Annotated in this window: 22 protein-coding genes, 1 tRNA gene, 1 other RNA gene and 1 pseudogene; 8 read left to right on the top strand and 17 right to left on the bottom strand. The window is 71.6% G+C overall.

Features of this window, described 5'->3' with window-relative positions:
- The first annotated feature begins 54 nt into the window (after window positions 1-54).
- Window positions 55-1,815 (top strand): NAD+ synthase, encoded by a 1,761-nt coding sequence (locus NYZ95_RS13280; protein ID WP_262851792.1) that lies wholly within the window; start codon window positions 55-57, stop codon window positions 1,813-1,815.
- Window positions 1,816-1,875: 60 nt separating this feature from the next.
- Here the strand turns inward: NYZ95_RS13280 and NYZ95_RS13275 are convergent, their stop codons facing one another.
- Entirely contained in the window at window positions 1,876-3,624 is a 1,749-nt protein-coding gene (locus tag NYZ95_RS13275) for a M14 family zinc carboxypeptidase (RefSeq protein ID WP_262851791.1), read from the bottom strand.
- A 231-nt stretch (window positions 3,625-3,855) separates the two neighbouring features.
- Here NYZ95_RS13275 and panB point away from each other — a divergent pair, with 231 nt between their 5' ends.
- Complete coding sequence (gene panB, locus NYZ95_RS13270) at window positions 3,856-4,776, top strand: 3-methyl-2-oxobutanoate hydroxymethyltransferase (RefSeq protein ID WP_262851790.1); 921 nt, start codon at window positions 3,856-3,858, stop codon at window positions 4,774-4,776.
- Between the two features lie 147 nt (window positions 4,777-4,923).
- Here the strand turns inward: panB and NYZ95_RS13265 are convergent, their stop codons facing one another.
- Together NYZ95_RS13265 and NYZ95_RS13260 are read right to left on the bottom strand one after the other, a co-directional pair.
- Window positions 4,924-5,745: a thioesterase family protein gene (locus NYZ95_RS13265; protein ID WP_262851789.1), complete on the bottom strand. Its 822-nt coding sequence runs from the start codon at window positions 5,743-5,745 to the stop codon at window positions 4,924-4,926.
- Window positions 5,746-5,755: 10 nt separating this feature from the next.
- The gene (locus tag NYZ95_RS13260) at window positions 5,756-5,953 is read right to left on the bottom strand and encodes a hypothetical protein (RefSeq protein ID WP_262851788.1); all 198 of its coding nucleotides are present in this window, start codon (window positions 5,951-5,953) and stop codon (window positions 5,756-5,758) included.
- A 79-nt stretch (window positions 5,954-6,032) separates the two neighbouring features.
- Between NYZ95_RS13260 and map the strand changes: the two genes are divergently transcribed.
- Window positions 6,033-6,881: a type I methionyl aminopeptidase gene (map, locus tag NYZ95_RS13255; RefSeq protein ID WP_262851787.1), complete on the top strand. Its 849-nt coding sequence runs from the start codon at window positions 6,033-6,035 to the stop codon at window positions 6,879-6,881.
- Window positions 6,882-6,943: 62 nt separating this feature from the next.
- The gene (locus tag NYZ95_RS13250) at window positions 6,944-7,285 is read left to right on the top strand and encodes a DUF3817 domain-containing protein (RefSeq protein WP_262851786.1); all 342 of its coding nucleotides are present in this window, start codon (window positions 6,944-6,946) and stop codon (window positions 7,283-7,285) included.
- Between the two features lie 19 nt (window positions 7,286-7,304).
- On the opposite strand, the gene rnpB is transcribed toward NYZ95_RS13250, so the two are convergent.
- Window positions 7,305-7,708: RNase P RNA component class A (gene rnpB, locus NYZ95_RS13245), an RNA gene on the bottom strand.
- A 252-nt stretch (window positions 7,709-7,960) separates the two neighbouring features.
- Here rnpB and NYZ95_RS13240 point away from each other — a divergent pair.
- Entirely contained in the window at window positions 7,961-8,542 is a 582-nt protein-coding gene (locus tag NYZ95_RS13240) for a TMEM165/GDT1 family protein (protein ID WP_262851785.1), read from the top strand.
- Between the two features lie 9 nt (window positions 8,543-8,551).
- On the opposite strand, the gene NYZ95_RS13235 is transcribed toward NYZ95_RS13240, so the two are convergent.
- Entirely contained in the window at window positions 8,552-9,991 is a 1,440-nt protein-coding gene (locus NYZ95_RS13235) for an RNB domain-containing ribonuclease (RefSeq protein ID WP_262851784.1), read from the bottom strand.
- A gap of 77 nt (window positions 9,992-10,068) precedes the next feature.
- On the opposite strand from NYZ95_RS13235, the gene yaaA reads away from it, so the two are divergent.
- The gene (yaaA, locus tag NYZ95_RS13230; protein ID WP_262851783.1) at window positions 10,069-10,833 is read left to right on the top strand and encodes a peroxide stress protein YaaA; all 765 of its coding nucleotides are present in this window, start codon (window positions 10,069-10,071) and stop codon (window positions 10,831-10,833) included.
- Window positions 10,834-10,853: 20 nt separating this feature from the next.
- Here yaaA and NYZ95_RS20450 read toward each other — a convergent pair whose 3' ends face one another.
- From NYZ95_RS20450 to NYZ95_RS13175, 11 genes and pseudogenes are all read right to left on the bottom strand, one after another.
- Window positions 10,854-11,927: a histidine phosphatase family protein gene (locus NYZ95_RS20450; protein WP_262851782.1), complete on the bottom strand. Its 1,074-nt coding sequence runs from the start codon at window positions 11,925-11,927 to the stop codon at window positions 10,854-10,856.
- Complete coding sequence (locus NYZ95_RS20445; RefSeq protein ID WP_443677482.1) at window positions 11,924-12,619, bottom strand: zinc ribbon domain-containing protein; 696 nt, start codon at window positions 12,617-12,619, stop codon at window positions 11,924-11,926. Before NYZ95_RS20445 ends, NYZ95_RS20450 begins: the two co-directional genes overlap by 4 nt.
- A gap of 123 nt (window positions 12,620-12,742) precedes the next feature.
- On the bottom strand, window positions 12,743-13,921 hold the full coding sequence (locus NYZ95_RS13210; RefSeq protein WP_262851779.1) for a Nif3-like dinuclear metal center hexameric protein: 1,179 nt from the start codon (window positions 13,919-13,921) through the stop codon (window positions 12,743-12,745).
- A 10-nt stretch (window positions 13,922-13,931) separates the two neighbouring features.
- Window positions 13,932-15,455: a hypothetical protein gene (locus NYZ95_RS13205; RefSeq protein WP_262851778.1), complete on the bottom strand. Its 1,524-nt coding sequence runs from the start codon at window positions 15,453-15,455 to the stop codon at window positions 13,932-13,934.
- A gap of 44 nt (window positions 15,456-15,499) precedes the next feature.
- A complete protein-coding gene (locus NYZ95_RS13200; protein WP_262851777.1) occupies window positions 15,500-15,679 on the bottom strand; it encodes a hypothetical protein in 180 nt (59 codons plus the stop codon).
- A gap of 66 nt (window positions 15,680-15,745) precedes the next feature.
- Window positions 15,746-15,952, bottom strand: a complete 207-nt coding sequence (locus NYZ95_RS13195; protein WP_262851776.1) for a CueP family metal-binding protein — start codon at window positions 15,950-15,952, stop codon at window positions 15,746-15,748.
- A gap of 16 nt (window positions 15,953-15,968) precedes the next feature.
- A pseudogene (locus tag NYZ95_RS20570) lies at window positions 15,969-16,025 on the bottom strand (hypothetical protein); the annotation flags it as partial.
- 45 nt (window positions 16,026-16,070) lie between these two features.
- Window positions 16,071-16,145: transfer RNA gene (locus NYZ95_RS13190), tRNA-Val, on the bottom strand.
- A 163-nt stretch (window positions 16,146-16,308) separates the two neighbouring features.
- A complete protein-coding gene (locus NYZ95_RS13185) occupies window positions 16,309-16,770 on the bottom strand; it encodes a peroxiredoxin (protein WP_262851775.1) in 462 nt (153 codons plus the stop codon).
- A gap of 7 nt (window positions 16,771-16,777) precedes the next feature.
- Window positions 16,778-18,400: an AMP-binding protein gene (locus NYZ95_RS13180; protein WP_262851774.1), complete on the bottom strand. Its 1,623-nt coding sequence runs from the start codon at window positions 18,398-18,400 to the stop codon at window positions 16,778-16,780.
- 117 nt (window positions 18,401-18,517) lie between these two features.
- Window positions 18,518-18,937, bottom strand: a complete 420-nt coding sequence (locus tag NYZ95_RS13175; protein WP_262851773.1) for a DUF3052 domain-containing protein — start codon at window positions 18,935-18,937, stop codon at window positions 18,518-18,520.
- 252 nt (window positions 18,938-19,189) lie between these two features.
- Between NYZ95_RS13175 and aceE the strand changes: the two genes are divergently transcribed.
- Window positions 19,190-21,952, top strand: a complete 2,763-nt coding sequence (aceE, locus tag NYZ95_RS13170; protein ID WP_262851772.1) for a pyruvate dehydrogenase (acetyl-transferring), homodimeric type — start codon at window positions 19,190-19,192, stop codon at window positions 21,950-21,952.
- Window positions 21,953-22,031: 79 nt separating this feature from the next.
- A complete protein-coding gene (locus NYZ95_RS13165) occupies window positions 22,032-23,204 on the top strand; it encodes a phosphatase PAP2 family protein (protein ID WP_262851771.1) in 1,173 nt (390 codons plus the stop codon).
- A 4-nt stretch (window positions 23,205-23,208) separates the two neighbouring features.
- Here NYZ95_RS13165 and NYZ95_RS13160 read toward each other — a convergent pair whose 3' ends face one another.
- On the bottom strand, window positions 23,209-24,195 hold the full coding sequence (locus NYZ95_RS13160; RefSeq protein ID WP_262851770.1) for an alpha/beta fold hydrolase: 987 nt from the start codon (window positions 24,193-24,195) through the stop codon (window positions 23,209-23,211).
- Window positions 24,196-24,237 lie beyond the last annotated feature (42 nt).

Raw genomic sequence — 24,237 nt, 5'->3', positions numbered from 1 at the left:
TTCATGACGCGCGGGTGAACTGGGTCCCGCGTCGACGAACGCTAGGCTCGCCACGTGCCTCAGCTTCGTGTCGCTCTCGCCCAGGTCAATGCCCGCGTCGGAGATCTCGACGGCAACGCCGAGCTCGTCCTGAGCCGCTGCCGAGAGGCGCACGAGGCGGGCGCGCACCTCGTCGTCTTCCCCGAGATGGTGCTCACCGGATACCCCCTCGAGGACCTCTCGATGCGCGCCTCGGTCGTCGCCGCCTCGCGTGCGAAGGCCGCCGAGCTCGCCCGTACGCTCGCCGCCGAGGGCCTCGGAGACCTGGTCGCGATCGTCGGTTTCCTCGACCAGGCCGAGGGCGTCGTCGAGGGTCCCGGCGTCCCCAAGAACGCCCCGCAGAACGCCCTCGCCGTGATGCACGGCGGCGAGATCGTGGCGCGGCAGGCCAAGGTGCACCTCTGGAACTACGGCGTCGGCGACGAGATCCGCAACTTCGTCCCTGGCGACGTCCTCCACGTCCTCGAGGTGCGGGGCACCGACGTCGCGATGGTGATCTGCGAGGACCTGTGGCGCGACGGCATCGCGTCGGCGGTGCGCGCCTCCGGGGCGGGCCTGCTCGTCGTGCCGAACGGCTCCCCGTACGAGGCCGCGAAGGACGACGTGCGCCTCGACCTCTGCCGCCGCCGTGCCGTCGAGGGCGACTGCGCGCTGGCGTACGTCAACCTCGTCGGCGGCCAGGACGAGCTCGTCTTCGACGGCGACTCGTTGGTCGTCGACGCCGACGGCACGCTGCTCGGTCGTACGGCGCAGTTCGTCGAGGAGCTCCTCGTCGTCGACCTCGAGCTCCCCGCGGCCCGTCGTCTGATGCCGCCGACCGACACCCGCTTCGCCGGGCTCCGTGTCGTCCGCACGGTCATCTCCACCGACCCGGTCGAGCCGTACGAGCCCGTCACTCCCCCTGTCCTGCCACGGCTCGACGACCTGGAGGAGATCTACCGCGCCCTCGTCACCGGGCTGCGCGACTACGTCGAGAAGAACGGCTTCCGCTCAGTGCTGCTGGGCCTGTCCGGAGGCATCGACTCCACGCTGTGCGGCGCGATCGCCGTCGACGCGCTCGGTGCCGACCGGGTGTTCGGCGTGTCCAACCCCAGCGCGTACTCGACCGAGCACTCGCGCTCCGACGCCGCCGAGCTGGCCCGCCGTACGGGGCTCGACCTGCGGACGGTCCCGATCGCGCCGATGGTCGACGCGTTCCAGGAGGCGCTCGGCCTGACGGGCCTGGCCGAGGAGAACCTCCAGGCACGCGTCCGCGCCGTCGTCTGGATGGGGCTGTCCAACCAGGAGGGGCACCTCGTGCTCGCCTGCGGCAACAAGTCCGAGGTCGCGACCGGCTACTCGACGATCTACGGGGACGCCGTCGGCGGCTACGCCCCGATCAAGGACGTCCGCAAGACGCTGGTCTGGGAGCTCGCCCGGTGGCGCAACGCGTACGCCGAGGCGCGCGGCGAGACCCCGCCGATCCCGGAGAACGCCATCAGCAAGCCCCCGTCCGCAGAGCTTCGCCCCGGCCAGCTCGACACCGACTCCCTCCCCCCGTACGAGATCCTCGACGGCATCCTCGACGCATACGTCGAGCGGGACCTGCCGGCGGCGGCCGTCGTCGCGGAGGGGTACGACCCGGCGCTCGTCGAACGCGTCGTGACGCTGGTCGACCGCGCCGAGTACAAGCGTCGCCAGTACCCGCCGGGCCCCAAGGTCACCCGCCGCAACTTCGGCCGCGACCGCCGCGTGCCGATGACCCACGGCTGGCGCGAGCACCTCGTCGAGGAGTGAGCGCGACGACCTCCGGCCCGCGCGGCGTCGCGCCCGCGGACCGGAGGTCGCCTCCGCACCTCAGCAGCTGGGCGGCAGCGCGGAGCGGTCGAGCGTCACCTCCTGCCCGCGGGTGACGCGGATCTGGCCGGCGTCCTTCCACGCACCGTTTCCGCGGCGGCACGCGAGGCTCCAGGTCTCCTTGACGTTCGCCGTCGCCGCCTGGCTCGGGCGGTCCGACGGGTTGACGTGCCACGAGAACCGTCCAGCGGACGGCACGGTCATGGTCGTCTCCACGCGGTCGTCGACGGGCAGCACCAGCGGCGTCGGCTCACCGGGCAGCGTGACCGGGGACGTGATCAGCGAGACGTCCTTGCTCAGCGACAGCTGGGTGCCCGGCTTGGCCGTGCCCGACACCACCGCGTGGTAGGTCGGGTCGCTCGCCTGCCCGAAGGCGGTAAGGAAGGCCTCGCGCGCGGTCGACCCCTCGTACTCGCCCGTGCCGAGGTACTGGTCGATCACCGACGGGTACGGCGGGTGGAAGCGGTCGTTGTTGCGGTGCCCCGGGGTGTTCTCGAACGTGAACGCGAAGGTGCCGCTGGTGTAGAAGGACGTCTGCTCCGCCGTCCCGCTCGCGTCGTAGTAGATCTCCGGCCACGGCCCGGCGGGCCAGCCCATGATCTGGCCGAGGATCTCGGCGAGCTGCTGGTAGATCGCCTCCTCGGCAGGCGTCGGCTCGTTGGGGGCGCTCGGCGCGCGCAGCACCCGCTCGTCGGGCGTGTGGTTGCTGATCGCGAGAGTCACCTGGTGCGCGTTGACGAGGTCGATCATGTTGGCGATCTCGGGCTCCGACGCCGGCGCAGCACCGCGGTAGTTGCTGTCGACCGTCCGCGCACCCGAACCCGGACCGCCCCAGAAGGCGGTGTAGTTGCGGTTCAGGTCGACGCCGACGTTCGCGGCCTCGGGGGCTGCGCACTGCGCCCGCGTCGGGACCTGGCCGTCGACCACGCGGCAGTTCTTGCGCTTCTGCTCGTGGATGAGCCCGCGCGACATCTCGTACCCGTCGGGGTTGACGACCGGGACCGCGACGAGACGTCCGCGCTCGAGCAGCGACGTGATGCGCGCGTCCGAGCGGTCGTTCTGGACGAGGTCCCAGAGGAACTCCATCGTCAGCTCGGTCGTGGGCCACTCGCGCGAGTGGGTGAGGCCGGTGAGCAGGAAGGCCGGCTTGCCGCTGTCCTTGTCGACGTCGTGGGTGACCTCGACTCCGTAGACCGGGGTGCCCAGCAGCGACGGACGCGGCAGCCGGAAGAGCTTCACCGTGTCGGGGTAGCGCTCTGCGAGCGTCTTCAGCTCGGCGTTGACCTCGGTGAGCGTCCGGTACGAGACGCGCCCTGTCGGCAGGTCCGAGCGTGCCGCCGGGTCGGCGGCAGCAGCGGCGGCGGCCGCCGCCTCCTGCGCGCGCGCCTTGCGGTTGACCGCGTCGACGTCCTCGACCACGACGTCCCACGAGAACCCCGCCTTGCGCAGCGTGCGCGCGTCCGACTCGTCGTGCAGCATCACCTCGACGTCGCCACCGTCGTGCGCGGCGCCGCCGTGGTGGCTGACCTCGTCCAGCCCGAGCGCCGTCAGCCGCTCGTAGTCCTTGCGCCCGTCCAGCGTCACCTCGACGACCGTCGTCAGCCCCGGCTCGTACGGGCTCGGCTGGTCCGCCACCGCCGATCCCGGTGCCAGCGCGGCGCACGCGAGAGCGAGAACGCCGAGCGGCGCCACCACCCGTCCGCGTCGCCTGCGGCGTCGGCTCCCCTGCGCCGTCTGTGGTTCGGTCATCGACTCCACCCTTCGCTCGATGCTCTTCACACGATGCTCTTCGCACGATGAAAATGCGTGCGGACCCAATCTGGCGGCGCCGCGTTACTTCCGCGCGGCGAGCGGTGGTCCGTCGTGTAACGCAAAACACACTCCAGGTGCTTCGCCGCGGGTACGACGACCCCCGGATCCCGTGGCAGTCTGAAGGCGTCCGTGGACTCCATCCGGGAGCTGCGAGAACGAAGGATCACGATGTCCGAGAACACGTCTGCCGCCACGGGCGGCACCCCGCAGGAAGAGCCCGCGCCGTACGGCACCGGCGCCGCTCCGTCTACCACGTCCGCTTCGTCCGCCTCGTCCGCGACCGCACCGCCGGCGCGCAAGCGGGTCCGGACGTTCACGCTCCAGCAGATGAAGGAGCGTGGCGAGAAGTGGACGATGCTCACCTCGTACGACCAGTACACCGCGCAGATCTTCGACGAGGCGGGCGTGCACGTCCTGCTCGTCGGCGACTCCGCGGCCAACAACGTCTACGGGTACGAGTCGTCGCTGCCCGTCAGCGTCGACGAGCTCGTCCCCCTCGTGCGCGCCGTGTCACGGTCGGCGAAGCACGCGTTCGTGCTCGCTGACCTGCCCTTCGGGTCGTACCAGGGCTCGCCGGAGCAGGCGTACGACACGGCGGTGCGGTTCATGAAGGAAGGGCACGCCCACGGCGTGAAGCTGGAGGGCGGTGCGGAGATGGCGCCGCAGATCCGGCGTCTCGTCGACGGGGGCGTCCCCGTGTGCGCGCACATCGGCTTCACGCCGCAGTCCGAGCACGCGCTCGGCGGCTACCGGGTCCAGGGTCGCGGCGGTGCCGCGCAGAAGACCATCGACGACGCGTTGGCCGTCCAGGAGGCCGGGGCGTTCGCGGTGGTCATGGAGATGGTGCCGGGCGACGTGGCGGCCGAGATCACCGCGAAGCTCCACATCCCCACCATCGGGATCGGCGCCGGTGCCGGCACGGACGCCCAGGTGCTGGTCTGGCAGGACATGATGGGCCTCAACGCCGGACGCCTGCCGCGGTTCGTGAAGAAGTACGCCGACCTGCGGACGACCATGCTCGACGCGGCGAAGGCGTACGTCGCCGACGTCGAAGGCGGAGCGTTCCCCAGCGAGGAGCACACCTTCTGACGGCCCGCCCCTAAGGGTTTGCCACGCCGGCGCGGGAACCCTCTGCGGCTTGCCACGCCGGCGCGGCAAACCGCGGTTGGCGCGGCAAGCATGCCGCGCCAACCAGAGGCTGCCACGCTGGCGTGGCAAACCACCACCGCCGCGGACTCAGCCGAGGCGGATCGCGGCGAGCTGCGTGGCCTGGGCGACCAGCCGGCCGGCGCTGTCCCAGACGAACGTGGCCTCGTCGACGCGCTGCGCCTCGACGACCTGCGCACGGTGCAGGATCGTGACCGGCCCGGGCACCGGCAGCGCCCGTACGTACGCGGTCAGCTCCAGCGTCGGCACCCACCCCGTCGGGGCCACCTCGAACGTGGCCGGCGGCAGTGCGTCGACCGCGAAGAGCAGCGAGAGCGGGTCGAACGGCGCGTCGTCGAGCAGCGCCAGCCAGCCGCGCAGCTCACCGGACCCGCTCGGCCTCCCCGCGCCGAAGCCCATCGTCGCCGGGTCGAGCCGCAGGTCGACCTGCTCCATGATCGGCACCGGCGTCCCGGTGGGGCTGATGCCCGGCACCCGGACGCCCTCTGCGCGATCGCCCGACGGGCGAGCAGGCGCTCCAGCGGCCCAGTACGGGGTGGTCCCCTCCTCCAGGGTGCCGACCATGAACGTCGCCTCGACGCACGCACGACCGTCCTGCAGCAGCGTCGCCCGGACGTGGTCGGCGCTACGGCCTTTGCGCAGCACCGTCGTCTCGATCTCCACCCGACCGGCGTCTGGTGAGTGGAGGAAGTGGACCGACGCGGCGACCACGTGCTCGTGACCCGCGCGGGTCACCGCCGCGCGGGCGAGCATCGCGAGCAGGTACCCGCCGTTCGGCTTGCCGCCGATCCCCCACTGCGGGTCGACGACGGCCTCGAAACCGTCGCCCACGGCGCGCACGGCGGTGACGTCGGCGAACGCACGCGTGCCCTCAGGCATCGAGAGACTCATGCCCTCCCCTTCACGCGGAGCGGTCGTCGTCGTTGTCGTTCCACGCCGGATCGTCGTCCCAGCGCTCGTTGCGCTCCTGCGCGATCTCGAGCGCGCGCTCGGCCTCCTCACGGGTGTCGTACGGGCCGAGGCGGTCGATCGCCCGACACCCGTCCGCACCCTCGACCGCGTGGTGCTTGATGCAGTAGTAGAACTTCTCGTCCGTCATCTCGACCTCCTTCCCACATCCTGCCCGACGTCCCCGACACGCGCGTCGGCACGTGGGGCTCGCATCTAAACTCGGGGGCGTGACCGTGCTGACCCCCCACGCCCAGTCCCCGCGCCGTACGGTGCCCGCCTCCATCGCCGTCCCGGAGTACGTCGGCAAGGCCCGGCCGGCCGCATACGACGGGCCCGAGGTGCGCTCGGCCGAGACCATCGACGCGATGCGGGTCGCCAGCCGGATCGCGGCGCAGGCGCTCGACGCCGTCGAGGCGGCGATCGCCCCCGGCGTGACGACCGACGAGCTCGACGCGATCGGCCACGAGTTCCTCGTGCGCCACGGCGCGTACCCCTCGACGCTGGGCTACCGCGGCTACCCCAAGTCGCTGTGCGCGAGCGTCAACGAGGTCATCTGTCACGGCATCCCTGACGCGCGTCCGCTCGAGGACGGCGACATCGTCAACATCGACATCACCGCCTACATCGGGGGCGTGCACGGCGACACCAACAAGACCTACCTCGTCGGCGACGTCGACGAGGAGTCGCGCCTGCTCGTCGAGCGCACCCACGAGGCGCTGATGCGCGCGATCCGCGCGGTCCGACCGGGGCGCCAGATCAATGTCATCGGCCGCGTCATCGAGTCGTACGCGAAGAGGTTCGGCTACGGCGTGGTGCGCGACTTCACCGGCCACGGGGTCGGTCCCGCGTTCCACGACGGGCTGATCATCCCGCACTACGACGATCCTGCGGCCGACACCGTGATCAAGCCGGGCATGACGTTCACGATCGAGCCGATGCTCACCCTCGGCACCACCGACTGGGACATGTGGGACGACGGCTGGACGGCGACCACCCGCGACAAGTCCCGCACGGCGCAGTTCGAGCACACGCTCCTCGTGACCGACTCGGGCGCGGAGATCCTCACGCTCCCGTGATCTACGACGCACTGTCGTAGCCGATGCCGGATCCCGCCGGTGCACCCGGTACGGTCGGTGCCGTGACCGCAACCGCCACGCCCCCGCAGACCCATGCCCGCACCCGCCTCGCGTTCCGTGTCGTGGCGTTCGCCGAAGCCGTCTCCTGGGCCGGCCTCCTGATCGGCATGTTCTTCAAGTGGGTCCTCGAGACGACCGAGCTCGGCGTCAAGATCTTCGGACCGATCCACGGTGGCATCTTCGTGGCCTACGTCGTGATGTGCCTCGTCGCCTGGCGCACGTTCGGCTGGTCGTTCAAGGTCGCGATCGCGGCACTCGCGTCGGCCGTGCCGCCGTTCCTCACCGTCGCCTTCGAGGTCTGGGCCGACCGCCGCGGGCTCCTCGGCGCCGCCGCGCGCCGCTGAGGCGCGCTGCTCTGAGTGGCGGATGAGCCGGCCTGTAGGCCGGATTCTGTCAGGACGTCTCCCCGCCCCGGCGACCATCTCTCTCGGCGCCGCGTCACCGCGACGCTCCAGCGACCTACCCGCAGGCTCGGCGAGCAGCGTCAGCGCCTGCGCGGGCCCGGAGGCCCTTCTTGGTCTTGCTCCCAGTGGGGTTTACCGAGCCGCCTCGGTCACCCGAAGCGCTGGTGGTCTCTTACACCACCGTTTCACCCTTACCCGCACCTCACGCACGAGGCGTGAGGCCGCTGGCGGTCTGTTTTCTGTGGCACTGTCCCGCACGTCACCGTGGGTGGGCGTTACCCACCACCGTTGCTCTGTGGAGTCCGGACCTTCCTCGGCGTCCTTGGTGCGCACCAAGGACGACGCGGCCGCCCGGCCGACTCATCCGCGCCTGTCAGAGTAGCCCACGTCACCTCCGGTTTGGTCGCCGCACCGGCCGGGCGTACGATGGAGGGAGCGAAAGGGAGTAGTCCCCAACATCCGTGTCGACACACTGACCCTCCGGGGTCCGGTACGGAAGGCGTCACCTCGGTGACGCGGACGAGACTTTCGGCCAGCGACACGACCCTATGGACGTGCCTGGTCGAAGGGGCCGTCCAGGCAGTCTCCTCGTCCAGGTGACGAGGAGATTTTTTCATGCTGTACGCCCTGCTCCTGAGCACCGCCGTGATCTTCGTGGCGGAGCTCGGTGACAAGAGCCAGCTCATCGCGATGACGTTCGCGACCCGTTACCGCCCGCGCGACGTGCTCGTCGGCATCACCGTCGCCACCGCGGTCGTGCACCTCGCCTCGGTGGGGATCGGCTTCTGGATCGGCGAGGCGTTCGCCGACGCCCAGCACTGGATCACGCTGGTGGCCGGCATCGCCTTCCTCGTCTTCGCCGCCTGGACGCTGCGCGGTGACCAGCTCACCGTCGAGGAGCGTCAGAAGGCGCAGCGCAGCAAGGGTGCGGCGATCTGGGCGGTCGGTGGCGCCTTCTTCCTCGCCGAGCTCGGCGACAAGACGATGCTCGCCACGATCACCCTGGCGACGCAGGAGAACTGGTTCGGAACGTGGATCGGGAGCACCATCGGCATGGTGCTCGCCGACGCGCTCGCAATCCTGGTCGGCGCCTGGCTCGGCAAGCAGCTGCCGGAGAAGGCGATCAAGTACGGCGCTGCGGCGCTCTTCGCGGTCTTCGGGATCTGGCTCCTGGTCGAGGGCGTCGTCGCGTTCTGACGCCGCCGGTCAACCGGCGAGGCGGAAGCGGACCGTGCGCGTGTCGACGTCCGCCTCGTCCAGCACCACCTGGACCGGTTCGCCCAGCGGCAGCGGCGCCGTGCCCACGACCCGCGCCTCGACCGCCGGCTCGTCGAGAAGGACGACTCCCTTGTTCGGGTCCTTGTCGTCGGCGTCGATGACGACCCCGTCGAACGTGCCGCCCACCGAGTCCGCGAGGACCACGGCCTCGACCAGGTCGAGCACCGCACGGTCGAACGCCGACGCGCGGCGCCCCGTGCCCGCCATCACCTTCGGCAGCTCCGGGAGGTCGCGGCGCACCCAGTCCGGCACGGGCTCGCCGGCGCTCAGCGCCAGGCACACCTCCCCCACGTACCGGTCGGCGAGCCGTCGCAGCGGTGCCGTCGCGTGGGCGTACGGCGCCGCGATCGCCGCGTGCTCGACGAGCTCGGGCAGAGCGCCGTCGAACGCCGCGTACCCTGCGCCGCGCAGCAGCCCGGTGCACGCCTCGAGCATCGCCACGTGGCGCGGCTGCGCCGGGTCGAGGGTGCGCACGAAGTCCGGGTACGGCATCTCGGCCGGCCACGCGATCGCGAGTCCGCGGGCCGCCCGGCGCAGGCGTCGCAGCCCGCGCTCGTCCGCGGGCGGGAGCGTCCGTACGAGGCCGACCCGCGCCTCGACCATCATCGCGGCGGCGGCCATGCCCGTCAGCAGCGAGATCTGCTCGTTCCAGCCCTCGGAGGGGACGGGACGGCGGTACGACAGCCGCCACGCGCCGTCCTCGGCCGGCTGGATCTCCTGGGACGGCAGCGGCAGGCTGACGCCGCCGCGCTCGGCCTCGAGGCGCTGGCGCAGCTCGCCGACCTCCTTCAGCAGCAGAAGGGTCTCGGGCGCCGTCCCCGCGTCGACCTGCTGCTGCACGCCCTCGTAGTCCAGCTGGGCCGTGCTGCGCACCTGCGCACGGACGACGGCCGCCCCGACCTGCGCCCCCTGCGCGTCGAGGTCGATGCTCCACAGCAGGGCCGGTCGTACGACTCCGGGCAGCAGGCTCGCCGCGTCCTCGGACAGCGTCGGCGGGTGGAGCGGGATGCGGCGCGTCGGGGCGTACAGGGTCTCCCCCCGCTCGCGCACCTCGCGGTCGATCGCGCCGCCCGGCACGACGAACGAGGCGACGTCGGCGATCGCGTAGTGGACCGTGTAGCCGTCGCCTCGCCGCTCGAGGAACATCGCCTGGTCGAGGTCGCGCGCGCCCGGCGGGTCGATGGTCACCATCGCCAGGTCCGTACGGTCGAGCGCGGGAAGGACGACGCCGCGCGCCGCGGCCTCGGCCTCGGCCGTCACCTCGTCGGGGAACGCCGCGTCGATCCCGAGCTCGTCGGCGAGCGCGTCGATGCGCCCTTCGAGTGCGGGCACAGCCTCGGGAGCGACCTCGTAGTACGCGTGAGCCATGGCCATACCCTAGGAGCGCCCGCTCGCCCCCGCGGGGCGAGGCCGGAGCAGCCCGTGCCGCTCCGTAGGATCTTCGGGTGCTCGTCCTGCTCCCTCCGTCCGAAGGCAAGTCCGTCCCACGCCGCGGACGCCCGCTCGACCTGGACGCGTTGTCGTTCCCGGAGCTGACCGACACCCGTCGCCGGATCGCCGACGTGCTCGTGACCTTGTGCGCCGAGGATCCTGTTCGGGCCGCCGAGGTGCTCGGCCTCGGACCGACGCAGGCCGATGCCGTCGCCCGCGACGCGGCGCTCTGGTCGCAGCCGACCGCGCGCGCCGACGCCGTGTACGACGGCGTGCTGTACGCCGCGCTCGACCTCGCCTCGCTGGACGCCGCTGCACGTCGCCGGGCGAGCCGGTCGCTGGCGTTCGCGAGCGCGTTGTTCGGCCTGCTGCGACCTGCCGACCGCATCCCCGCGTACCGGCTCTCGGGCAACGTGACGCTGCCAGGCCTCGGGACGATGGCGAGTCAGTGGCGCAACGCGCTGGGACCCGCCGTCGAGGAGGCGCTCGGCTCCGGGCTCCTCATCGACCTGCGCTCCTCGACCTACACCGCGCTCTGGAAGCCGTCACCCGACGTGCTCGCTCGGACCGCGACCGTACGAGTCCTCCACGAGTCGGGCGGCAAGCGGACGGTCGTGAGCCATTTCAACAAGGCCACGAAGGGCCGGCTGGTCCGTGAGCTCCTCGTCGAGGGCGCGGCTCCTCGTACGGTCGGTGCGCTCGCCGACGCGTGGCGCGACCTGGGGTGGACCGTCGAGGAGCACGGCCACCGCCTCGACGTCGTCGTCACCGAGATCTGACCCGGCGCGGACCGGGCGGGTCAGAGGGGGACGACGTCGTACGCGCGCAGGGTCGCGATTCCGTCGGGCCAGATGCGCACCGTGCTCACCGACGCGGGCTGCAGCTCGAGCCGGTGGATCACCGGCATCGGGGCGTCGAGGGCCAGCCGGACGAACATCTTGATCGGCGTCACGTGGCTCACGACCACGACGTGCCTGCCGGCGTACGAGGCGACGAGCTGCTCCTGCGCCTGCTGCACCCTCGCGAAGACGGCGTCGTACGACTCGCCTCCCGGCGGCGCGACGGCGGTCGACGACAGCCAGGCGTCGAGCGCGGCAGGGTCCTTCTCCCGGACCTCGGCGAAGGACATGCCGTCCCACGCGCCGAACGACGCCTCGACGACAGCCTGCTCCACGACGACCTCGACGCCGAGGTCGTTCGCGAGGATCTCGGCGGTCTCGCGGCAGCGGCGCAGCGGCGAGCTCACGACCACGTCGGCGCCGTCGCGCGCGACGTACGCGGCGGCGCGGTGAGCCTGCGCCCTGCCTTCGTCGTTCAGCCCGGGGTCGGCGCCGCCGTTCCCGCAGAACACCTTGGCGAGCGTGTTGTCGGTGGCCCCGTGCCGGACGAGGGTCAGTGTCGTCGGCGGCGCGGCCGACGGGTCGCGCCAGCCGACCATCGGGTTGCGTGGCTGCGGCGTCGCCGACGCACCGTCGAGCGCCTCGTTCAGGAGCGCGTCGGCCGCCTTGTTGCGCTCGCGCGGCACCCACGTCCACTGCACGCCTGACGGCGCGAGCTCTCGCGCGCGAGCCGCCAGCGGGACCATGTCGGGGTGCTTGACCTTCCAGCGGCCCGCCATCTGCTCGACGACGAGCTTGGAGTCCATCCGCACCTCGACCTGCGCGTCAGGCGCGTGCTCGGCGACGAGCTCGAGCCCGGCGATGAGCCCGGAGTACTCGGCGACGTTGTTGGTCGCGATCCCGATCGTCTCGGCGCGCTGCGCGACCACGTCGCCTGTGTCGGCGTCGCGCAGCACCGCCCCGTACGCGGCGGGTCCGGGGTTGCCCCGCGAACCCCCGTCCGCCTCGACGACGACCCGGCGTGGAGCGGTCACAGGCCCGCGTCGTGGGTCCGGACGAGGATGCGGTCGCACTCGGGGCACCGCAGCACCTCGTCGCTCGGCTTCCCGGCGATCTCACGCAGGTCGGCACCGTTGATCTCCAGCCGGCACCCCTCGCACCGCTTGTGGCGCAGCGCGGCGGCACCGACGCCGCCGTGGGTCTTGCGAACCTTCTCGTAGAGCGTGAGCAGCGCGTCGGCCACGCGCTCGGTGGCGCCGCCGCGCTCCGCGAGGAGCGCCTCGGCGCTCGCGTCGATCTCGCGGGTCGACTCCTCGAGAGCGGAGAACTCGTCGGCGATCCGCGCGTCGAGGGAGGCGAGCGCGTCGGTCGCGAGCGCCAGCTCGGACTGCGCGGCCTCCAGCTCCTCCATGACCTCCAGCTCGGCGTCCTCGAGAGAGCCGATCCTGCGGTCCAGCGCGACGATCTCGTTCTGGATGCTCTGGAGGTCCTTGGGATTGGTGATCTGCCCCGAGTCGAGCCGGGTCTGGTCCCGGTCGCGGCGGGCGCGTACGGCGGCGACCTCGGCGTCGGCCTTGGTCTGGTCGGCCGTCAGGTCGGAGACCTTGGTCTGAGCCTGCACGCTGCGCGCGTGGACGGTCTCGCGCTCGCGACGCAGCTCGTCCAGTGCCGCGACCTGCGGGAGGTTCTTGCGGCGGTGCGCGAGCTGCGCGAGCGACGAGTCGATGGTCTGCAGGTCGAGCAGGGCGAGCTGGTCGAACGGGTCAGCTTTCAGCGTGGGCTCCTCTGACGGGCACGGGAGAGGTCCGTGCCGCTGGACATGACCAAGAGCTCCACCGTATTACCTCGCTCAGACGCGGTCGACAGGGTCTGAGCGTCGCTGCGACCAGGCGAGGTGCGACGTCCACGGATCCGTGACGACGGTGGAGACCTGGACCTGCACCGTACTCCCCTGCTGCGCGAGCCACGCGCGCAGCCGCTCGGCGAGGGCCGGCAGCCAGGTCCACTCCGCCGCCCAGTGCGGCACGTCGACGATCGCCGGGGCGTGCTCCTGCTCGCGCAGCTCCGAGACCGGGTGGTGGCGGAGGTCGGAGGTGACGTAGACGTCCGCACCGGCCGCGCGGGCGCGCTCGAGGAGGAAGTCGCCCGAGCCTCCGCACACCGCGACCCGTCGGACGAGGGCGTCGGGATCGCCTGCGATCCGTGCGACGCCGTGGTTCGCCGGGAGCGCCTCCACGACCCGCGCGGCGAAGTCGGCGAGCGGCACGGGCTCCTCGAGCGTCCCGATCCGTCCGCTCCCCCGACCGGCGTCGGGCACGTCGGCGATCTCGCTGACGGTGTAGGCGACCTCCTCGTACGGGTGCGCGGAGCGCATCGCCGCCAGCACCGCCGTACGCAGCCGTCGAGCGGCGACGACCTCGACGCGGCGCTCGGCCACGTGCTCGACGTCACCGGGGGTGCCGATCGCCGGGTCGGCGTCGGGTCCCGGACGGAAGGAGCCGGTGCCGTCGCTGACGAACTGGCACCGGTCGTACGCCCCGACCGCGCCTGCGCCCGCGTCGTGCATCGCCGCGGCCACGGCGTCCGCGGCGTCGCGTGGGACGTAGACGATCCACGCGTCGAGCGGGTCGATCGGATCGGGGTCGAGCGGGGCGAGGTCGGTGACGCCGAGCGCGAGCGCGAGCGACTCCGAGACCCCGTACGCCGGGGAGTCGGCGTTCGTGTGGCAGGTGTGCAGGGTGATGCCGTGGCGGACGAGCGTGTGCACCACGCGCCCCTTGGGCGTCGTCGCCGCCACGCTGTGGACCCCCTTGAGGAGCAGCGGGTGGTGCGTGACGACGAGGTCGGCCTCGGTGGCGACCGCCTCGTCCACGACCGCCTGGACGGGGTCGACGGCGAGCAGCACCCGGCGCAGCGGGGTGTCAGGGTCGCCGACCGAGGTGCCGACGGCGTCCCACGAGTCGGCGTGGGACGGGGGGTACCACGAGTCGAGGAGGTCGATCAGGTCGCGCACGCGCAGCTCGTTCACGTCGGCCACCCTACGACGGAGACGTCGTCCGTCCGTACAGGTCAGGACACCAGGTCGCCGGTCCCAGGTCGCGTTCGACGCCCTTGCGCAGGTAGACGCGGTGCCCGCACACGTCGGCGACCTGCCGGTAGTGGCCGGCGACCGCGGCGTCGAACTCGTCGGTCGCGATGCCCCACCACGTGAACGACCCCATCTCGATGAGCCACTCGGGGCCGTCCGGGTCGTCGAGCAGCGCGGTCAGCTCGTCCAGGTCGGGGTCCCGGACGCGCAGCGGGAGGCTCCACGAGTACGGGTACAGAGCCTGCAGGCCCGCCACGCGCAGCACCTGCGGCGACCCGTACGCGACGAAGCCCGCGTCACCGGGCTCGGCGGCCGCCCCGACCCACTCCCCGACCGCGGTCCCGCTCGACGGGCGCTGGGCGACCGCAGCGGGTCCTTGCCAGAGCACGCTCACGAGGGTCGACGCGAGCGCGAGCGCGACGGCGACACGCACCGTCCGCAGCAGGCCGGCGCGGACGGCGAGGGCGGCACCCAGCGCCAGCGGCATCGCCAGCTGGAGGGCGTAGTGCCGCCACCACGAGCCGCCGCCGGCCATCCCGACGAACGAGTACGCGAGCGCCGCCGCGGTCGCGAGCGCGACGGGGCTGCGACGCCGTCTCCACACCGCCCAGACGGCGACCGCGATGAGCAGCGCGGCCCCGCTCACGACGAGCGCACCCGCGAACACCCGCATGCGCCGCTCCGGCGCCACGGTGCTCGACTCCAGGATCACGGCGACCGCCTCCTCGCGGAAGCCGTACAGCGCCTCCCAGAGCACCCCGATCCCGGGACCGTCCGTCGCCGCCCAAACGGCGGTGAGGAGGAACGGCCCTGCGGCGCCGAGGAGCAGCCAGCCCACCAGCCGCCACGCGCGACGACCGCCCAGCAGCCACAGGACGACCGCGAAGACGAAGCCGTCGACGTAGTTCTGCTTCATGAGCACGGCGCACGCGGCCGCGACCCCCGCTGCTGCGGCGACCGCTCCTGCCCGACGGCGCGTCGCGCGTCGCGCGACCAGCGTGGTCGCGACGAGGGCGAGCGCCGCACTGACCATCACGAAGGTCACGGCGGGGAACGCCGTCGCGAGCCGCGGGCCGCTGAACACCGGCGTCGAGGTGAGAGCCGCCATCACGGCCGCGGCGACGACGGCTCCACGCGCGCCCGACACGGCGCGCCCGGCGTACCAGGCGGCGGCGACCCCGACGAGGGCGAGAGCGAGGGCGACGAGGCGCAGGGCCACCCGGTCGCCGAGCACGCCGGACATCGCGTCGGCCAGCCGGAACACGAGGAGCAGCCCGGGAGGTCGGTCGACCCACTGGTTGCCGTACAGCTCGCCCGACGTGTCGCCCCACTGGTGGGCGACCAGGAGGAACCCGCCCTCGTCCGACGACAGCGGAGCCCACAGGAACGGCAGCCGCAGGGCGGTCGTCAGCGCCAGGACCGCCAGCAGGACCCGCGACGACCCCGACTCGCACCAGCGCACGACACGACGCACCGTCGACCACGTCGCCGGTGCGTCCGTCTGCAGGGCCTGGGAGGTCAGTACCGGATCACCATCCGGCCGTCGATCTGCCCATGCTCCGTGTCCGTGTGGCACACGCCGCCGGTCCGCAGGCGTACGAGGACCTCTCCCAGTCCCGGCTCAGGGATCTCCCACTCCGTGATCGAGAGCGGAGCGCTGAAGTCGGTGACGGTCGCGGCACGCATCGCATCGGCCATGAGTTCCCCCCGGAACAGCTGTCGTGGCTGTTCGTCGACTCTAACCTCGCGACCGGTCACCTGCAGTCAGACGAGGCGCAGGGTGGTGACGCAGGTGAGGTCGGCGGAGGTGGTCGACAACGGCGCGCTGGTCGTACGACCGTCGACCTCGACGGACAGCGTCGCGTCGACGTCGCGAGGAAGCCACAGGCCGACGAAGCCGTTGTCGTGCGTCGTCAGCGTCTCGTCGACGAGCGTGGTGCCGGCGGCACGGTCCTCGACCCGTACGCGCACCGCCGGTGTTGCGCATCTCGCCCTGGCACGTCGTGAGGCTGTGGAACGTGCAGTCGTGCGTCTGCGCGACGTACGGCGCGACATGCCGGTGAGCCTAGCCACCCGGGCCTAGGAGGTCTGGTGGGCGCAGAGGGGATCGAACCCCCGACCGCCTCGTTGTAAGCGAGGTGCTCTACCGCTGAGCTATGCGCCCGTCTCGCGCGCTTCTGGCCGCGCGGCGCCTCACCCTACCCGATCACCTCGCCCGGAGTGGGAGGCGGACACAGGCAGGTGGACAGAGGCGTGGCCGCTGGCGTCTCGGGTCACCAGCGGCCACGCGGATCAAGTCTTGCACAGAATGCGGTCTGTGCGGGAGGTCATGCAGAGATTTCCTCGAGGGCCCCGACGTAGCTCTTGAGGTCGCGCGCGTCGGGCAGACCGTTCTCGACCTTCCAGCGCACGACGCCCTCCTCGTCGACGAGGAAGCTGCCCCGCAGGGCGCATCCGCGCTCCTCGTCGAACACCCCGTACGCCGACGCGACCTGGCCGTGCGGCCAGAAGTCGCTGAGCAGCGAGAACGAGAGCCCGTCCTTCTCCGCGAAGGCCCGCAGCGCGAACATCGGGTCGCAGGAGATCGCGAGCACCTCGGCCCCGAGGTCGTTGAAGGCAGCCAGGTTGTCGCGAAGCTCGCACAGCTCACCCGTGCAGATGCCGCTGAAGGCGAACGGGTAGAACACGAGGAGCGCCTTCTTGCCTCGCAGGGCCGACAGCGACACCTCCTCGCCGTGCTGGTTCTTCAAGGTGAAGTCGGGGGCCTCGGTACCGATCTCGATCGTCATAGGCGGGTCACTCGCTCTCGTCAGTCGGTGTCAGGTGGCGCTTGAGCACCTTGCCGGTCGCGTTGCGCGGCAGCTCGTCAACGAAGCGTACTTCCCGTGGAACCTTGTACCGCGCGAGGTGCTCGCGCACGTGCGCCTTCAGCTCGCTCTCGCTCACCTGGACGTCCTGGTGCAGCGCCACCCATGCGACGAGGCGGTGCCCGAACTCGGCGTCCACCACCCCGACCGCGGCCGCCTCCAGCACCGCCGGATGGCGCGCCAGCGTGTCCTCGACCTCCTGCGGATAGACGTTCTCGCCGCCCGAGACGATCATGTCGTCGCCGCGCCCGTCGACGAACAGCAGGCCGTCGCGCACGGTCCCGACGTCTCCGGTCGCCATCGCGCCGTCGATGACCTCCTTCGTGTCACCGTTGGTGTAGCCCTCGAACGGCAGGCCGTTCTGGACGAAGACCCTGCCGCGCCCGGACGACGGACGGCCGTGCTCGTCGTACAGCGCCACCGTGGTGCCGATCGGCGGCGCCCCCGCCGTCCCCGGGTGGGCGCGCATCTCCGCAGGCGTCGCGATGGTGGCCCACGCGCACTCCGTGGAGCCGTACGTGTTGTAGAGCGTGTCGCCGTACTGGTCCATCCACGCGGTCGCCAGGTCGCCGGGCAGCGCCGACCCGCTGGCGGCGACGACGCGCAGCGCGCTCAGGTCGTGGGCGTCCAGCTCGGCCTTCGGGAGCGTGAGCGTGCGCTGCAGCATGACGGGGATGACGACGGCCGCGTCGCAGCGGTGCTCGGCGAGCGTACGGAGGAAGTCGCGTGGCTCGAAGCGCCGGCGCAGCACCAGCGTGGACCCGAGCAGCATGCCGAGGTTCAGGTGCCCCCAGCCCCACGTGTGGAACAGCGGGGCCGCGATGTGCACCGTCATTCCGGCCCGCAGCGGGATGCGCGAGAGCAGCGCGGCGCCGGCGGCCAGCGAGCCCGAGCCACGGTTCGCGCCCTTCGGCGTCCCGGTGGTCCCGGACGTGAGGATCACCGAGCGACCCTCGCGACCGGGCGGCTCGAGGTCCGCACGGTCGTGGGTGGCGGCGAGGGCGGCGACGGTGCCGGCGACCGGCTCGTCGGACCAGGCCAGCAGCCGGTGGACGTCGGACGGGGCTCCCGCCACGGCCTCGGCGAACTCGTCGTCGTGCACGACCGCGACCGGCTTCTCGCGCTCCAGCAGCTCGACGGTCTGGCGGCCGGAGAACGCGGTGTTGAGATAGAGGACGTCGGCGCCGAGCCGGCCCACGGCCACGGCCGTGATGAGGAACCACCGGTGGTTGCGCGCCATCAGGGCGACGGCGGAGCCCTCTCCGACGCCGAGCTCGGACAAACCGCGGGCCAGCGCGTTGGCCTGCCCGTGCAGCTCCCGGAAGGTGAGCGCGCCGAGCTCGTCGTGGACCGCGATGCCGTGCGGGTCGCGGGCTGCCAGCGTGGCGTAGCCCCCGGCGAGCCCGGTGCCCCAGCGTGTCAGCGCGAGCCCCAGCCGGGCGAGGGTCCGCGGGCCGTAGGGACGTACGACGCCCGTGCGCGCGAGGGTCGTGATGCTGCGGACGGCGACGTCGGCCCGGTTGCGGCCGGGCCCGCGGAGCACATGGGTCATGGGATACCTCACGGGGGTGGGCGACACGTGTGGCCGAAAGTGTAACCGCCAGTTACAGAATTCGGGAAACAGTCACCTTCAGAGCCCGTCCGCGCCGGGCCCTGCCCCCTGCACCGCTCAGCGGCGGTGGGTCGAGAGCTTGGTCGCTGCCCAGTCGGGACCTGCGGGGTTGGTCGTCGTCGTCGACAGACCCGCGATCGGCGCCGCCTCGGCGATGTCGGCGCCGTCGACGTAGCCCGGTCGTCCGACCTTGGGCGTGAGCAGCCACACCGTGCCACCCTCGGCCAGGTCCTGCAGCGAGTCCATCAAGGCGTCCGCCAGGTCACCGTCGTCGGCGCGCCACCACAGCACCACACCGTCGACGACCTCCCCGTAGTCACCGTCCACCATCTCGCTGCCGATGCGATCCTCGATCGACTCTCGGAGGGCGTCGTCGACGTCCTCGTCCCATCCGAGCTCCTGGACGACCATGTCCGGCTTGAAGCCGAGACGGTCTCCGTGCCCCGGACGATCCGCGTCCTGCGCGGTGGCGCTCACCCGTGCCTCCTTGTTGCGTGTCTCTCCAGGCCGACTCGTGCCTAGGCGCCACACACTAGCGGCTCAACCGCCTACGGGGGCAGGGAGCGGGCGCGGACGCCCTGGCACGGCCGCGGCGAGAGGGCTACTCGCGGGTACTGGAGTGCGGTGGAAGGATGGAGGTCGGACGGTCAGCGCCCTACCGGACGCGACCGAACGCCGCCGCTGCGCACACCCGTTGCAGCCGCGATCTGTGCGAGAGAAGGAAACGAAGTGGCCCCATCACCAGAGCGGCCCCCCGTCATCCACGAGGGCCTGCCGTCCCAGCTTCCCGACATCGACCCGGACGAGACCACCGAGTGGCTCGACTCGTTCGACGAGATGGTCGATGAACGCGGCCGCGGGCGGGCTCGATACGTGATGCTCCGCCTGCTCGAGCGCGCCCGCGAGAAGCAGGTCGGCGTGCCCGCGCTGACGAGCACCGACTACATCAACACGATCCCGCCCGAGCGCGAGCCGTGGTTCCCCGGTGACGAGGACGTCGAGCGTCGGATCCGCGCGTACATCCGGTGGAACGCCGCGGTCATGGTGTCGCGGGCGAACCGCCCCGGCCTCGGCGTCGGCGGCCACATCGCCACGTACCAGTCGGCGGCGAGCCTGTACGAAGTCGGCTTCAACCACTTCTTCCGCGGGAAGGACCACCCCGGCGGCGGCGACCAGGTCTTCATCCAGGGCCACGCCTCCCCCGGCATCTACGCCCGCGCCTACCTCGAGGGTCGGCTCTCCGCCGAGCAGCTCGACCACTTCCGCCAGGAAGTCAGCCACGGTCCGCACAAGGGTCTGTCGTCGTACCCGCACCCGCGGCTCATGCCGGACTTCTGGGAGTTCCCGACCGTCTCCATGGGGCTGGCCGCGCTCAACTCGATCTACCAGGCGCGCTTCAACCGCTACCTGGCGAACCGCGGGATCAAGGACACCAGCGAGCAGCGCGTGTGGGCCTTCCTCGGCGACGGCGAGATGGGCGAGCCCGAGTCGCTGGGCGCGATCGGCCTGGCCGCGCGCGAGGAGCTGGACAACCTCACCTTCGTCATCAACTGCAACCTGCAGCAGCTCGACGGCCCGGTGCGAGGCAACGGCAAGATCATCCAGGAGCTGGAGTCGACCTTCCGTGGCGCCGGCTGGAACGTGATCAAGGTGATCTGGGGCCGCGAGTGGGACGAGCTTCTCGCCCGCGACGTCGACGGCGTCCTCGTCAACCAGATGAACCGCACGCCCGACGGCCAGTTCCAGACGTACTCGATCGAGGACGGCTCGTACACCCGTGACCACTTCTTCGGGGCCGACCCGCGCCTGCTGAAGATGGTCGAGCACCTGTCGGACGAGCAGATCTCCAAGCTGCCCCGCGGTGGCCACGACTACCGGAAGGTGTACTCGGCGTTCGAGGCCGCGATGAACCACACCGGGCAGCCGACGGTGATCCTCGCCCAGACGATCAAGGGCTGGACGATCGACGCGCTGGAGGGCCGCAACGCGACCCACCAGATGAAGAAGCTCACCAAGGCCGACCTCAAGCGGTTCCGCGACCGGCTCTACCTCCCGATCTCCGACGCCGAGATCGACGAGTCCGAGATCGCGCCCTTCTACCACCCGGGCGAGGACTCCGACGAGATCCAGTACATGCGTGAGCGCCGCCGCCAGCTCGGCGGCTCGCTGCCCAAGCGCGTGGTGCGTGCGACGCCGCTGGAGCTGCCCGGGGACGACACGTACGCCGAGCTGCGCGGCGGCTCGGGCAACCAGCCGATCGCGACGACGATGGCGTTCGTCCGCCTCCTGCGCAACCTCATGCGTGACAAGAAGATCGGGTCGCGGATCGTCCCCATCGCGCCGGACGAGTTCCGGACGTTCGGCATGGACTCGATGTTCCCGACCGCGAAGGTCTACAACCCGCACGGCCAGTCGTACGAGTCGGTCGACCGCAAGATCCTCCTCGCCTACAAGGAGTCGACCGCCGGTCAGCTCCTCCACGAGGGAATCTCCGAGGCCGGCGCCGTCGCGTCGATGACCGCCGCGGGCTCGGCGTACGCCACGCACGGCGAGCCGATGATCCCGGTGTACATCTTCTACTCGATGTTCGGCTTCCAGCGCACCGGCGACTCGCTGTGGGCGATGGCCGACCAGCTGTCCAAGGGCTTCCTCGTGGGCGCGACCGCGGGTCGTACGACCCTGACCGGCGAGGGGCTCCAGCACGCCGACGGGCACTCGCCGCTGCTGGCGCGCACGAACCCGGCCGCCGTCCACTACGACCCTGCGTTCGGCTTCGAGATCAGCCACATCGTCCGCGACGGCATGCGGCGGATGTACGGGAGCACCGAGGAGCACCCGCACGGCGAGGACATCTTCTACTACCTCACCGTGTACAACGAGCCGGTCGTCCAGCCGGCCGAGCCCGAGGACCTCGACGTCGAGGCGCTGCTCAAGGGCATGTACCGCTACCGCGAGGCGCCGCAGCGCGAGGGCGACGGGCCACGGGCGCAGATCCTCGCCTCGGGCGTCGCCGTCCCGTGGGCGCTGGAGGCTCAGCAGATCCTCGCCGACGAGTACGACGTCAGGGCGGACGTCTGGTCGGTGACGTCCTGGAACGAGCTCGCGCGCGAGGCCGAGGCTGCGGAGCGCGCCGCGCTCAACGCGCCCGGCGAGGAGCCGCGCCAGCCCTTCGTCACCAAGACGCTGGGCGCGACCCACGGCCCGGTGCTGGCGGTGTCGGACTACATGCGGGCCGTGCCCGACCAGATCGCCCGGTGGGTCCCCCACGCCTGGACGTCGCTGGGCGCGGACGGGTTCGGATTCGCCGACACCCGGGCCGCGGCACGTCGCTTCTTCCAGATCGACAGCGCGTCGATCGTCGTGGGGATCCTGGAGGCGCTGGCCGCCCAGGGCGACGTGAAGCCCGAGACGGCAGCCGAGGCGTACGCCCGGTTCCGGCTCGACGACCCGACGGCCGTCGCCGGGGTGCCCCAGGAGGGCGCTGACGCCTGACCGTCGCACGGAGAGGGGTGAGCGCCCGGCCGCCGGAACGGTAGCCGGGGGCTCACCCCTCGTCTATTAGACTGACGTCATGGATCCCCGTGACGACGCGACGTACGATGCTGCCACGAGTGGGTCCGCAGGCACCCCGACGACCTCCTCGGCCACGGTCGAGCAGGCGCCGCGCACGGTCGCCCACCGCACACCGACGTGGCTGCGCATCCTGCGCTGGCCCTACACGTTCGTCGTGGTGTTCTCGCTCGTCGTCGGCCTCTTCACGATCTGGGCGTCGTACTACCTCGACCTCCCGCTGCGCGACCCCGAGGGCTTCCTCGGCCCCGCGTACGTCCGCCTCCCCGCGCTCGGCATCCTGTTCATCGGCGGCGGCCTCGTGGTGCAGGCGTTCGTCGAGAAGCGCACCTTCCGCGGCCTGTGGTCGCGTGTCGTCACGATCGTCCGCAACGAGTGGGGATGGTCGCGCCTCCTCCACGCGGCGCTCGGCCTCATCGCCTTCTACGTCTCGTACGTGAGCTACCGCAACCTCAAGAGCTTCCTGCCGATCGTGCGCGACGAGGTGCTCTACGACGCCGACCTGATGCAGCTCGACCGCTGGTTGTTCTTCGGGCACTACCCGGCGCTCGTCCTGCACTCCGTGCTCGGGACCGGCTTCATCGCGCTGATCCTGTCCACGATCTACGTCTCGTACCTCATGCTGACCCCGGTGTCGCTGGCGGCGGTGCTCGTCCTCAACAAGGACCTCTCGCTGGGCGCCTGGTACGCGACAGCGCTGAGCCTCAACTGGATCCTCGGCGTCGCGAGCTACTACATGATCCCGACGCTGGGGCCCATCTTCGCCAACCAGTCGCTGTTCTCCGACCTGCCGGGTGACTCCGGGGTGGCCGCGCTGCAGCAGTCGTTGGCGCACGCCCGCTACGACGTCCTGAGCGACCCGTGGGCGACCGAGAAGATCCACGGCATCGCCGGCTTCGCCTCCCTGCACGTGTCCGTCGTCCTCACGGCGTGCCTGTTCTTCCAGATCGTGGGCCTCAACAAGTGGCTCGTGCGGGCCCTGTGGGTGTACTTCACCGGCACGGTCCTCGCCACGGTCTACTTCGGCTGGCACTACGTCCTCGACGACATCGGCGGCGTGGTCATCGCGGTGCTCTCGATCGCGATCGGCGCCGCGGTGACCGGCAACTGGGGCTACCGCAAGAAGCGCAAGGCCGCCCTCGCGGCGCGGGCCGCCGAGGCCGAGGCGGCCTGAGCCCTCAGCCGGCGTCGGCGGTGATGTCGATGACGGCCGCAGCCGCTTCCACCGAGTCGGTCGCGCCCTCCACCCGGGCGCCGCTGCGCAGGATGGCGCGCCAGCGACGGGGGCGGTAGGTCGCGGCCGGACGCTTCTCCACGAAGTCCGTGAGCAGGTCGGCGAAGCGCTCCGGCTCGTCCTTGTGCGGGAAGTGGCCGCTCTCGGGGAAGAGGTGGACCGAGGTGCGGGCGGCGCGGCGCTGGGCGACGAACGCGTGCCGGACGGGGATCACGGCGTCGCGCTCGCCCCAGACGACGCACATCGGGATCAGCTCGGCCAGGTAGGCGCGGTCGGTCATCGTGATCCGCTGTCCCCGCCAGTCGACCACGTGACTCGTCACCGCCCGTACGGCCGCCCGGCCGCCGGGGTCGCACAGCGCGGTGTAGACGTCGACGACCTCGTCGAGGTCGCGCGTGAGCGGCAGCCGCGAGCGCGACAGGGCGTGCAGCCCCGCGCGTATCGGTCCACGAAGCGGCGGAAGGGCGAGGGCGCCGAGGCCGATCCCGGCGCCGGGGAGGGTCAGCAGGCGGATCAGCGGCGAGACCTCCGGCCCCAGGCCGCCGGGCGCGACCAGGCAGATCCGCTCCGTACGCTCTGGGTACTGGTAGGCGAACTGCATCGCGACGCCGCCCCCGAAGCTGTGACCGACGATGGTGACGCGCTCGACCTCGAGGTACGTGAGGAGGTCGCGCATCCCGTTGGCGTAGCCGCCGAGCGAGTAGTCGCCGCGCGGCTTGTCCGACTCCCCGTGGCCGAGCAGGTCCGGGGCGATCACGCGGAAGCGCTCGGTGAGCCGCTCCATGGCGGGCAGCCACGTCCTCGAGTCGCAGCCGAGGCCGTGCAGGAGGAGCAGCGTCGGGCCCCGCCCGGCCATCCGGTACGCACGCCGGTGGCCGTGGAGGGTCACGAACTGTGTCCGAAACCGGTCGGACTCACGGTGCTCGCCCATGCCGCGCGTCTCCTCGGTCGAAGAAATTCGGCTCAGGATATC

Source organism: Mumia quercus (assembly GCF_025506335.1).
GTDB classification, from domain to species: Bacteria; Actinomycetota; Actinomycetes; order Propionibacteriales; family Nocardioidaceae; genus Mumia; species Mumia quercus.
Note: the sequence above shows the minus strand (reverse complement) of the source record. Positions and strands in the feature narration are given on the sequence as shown.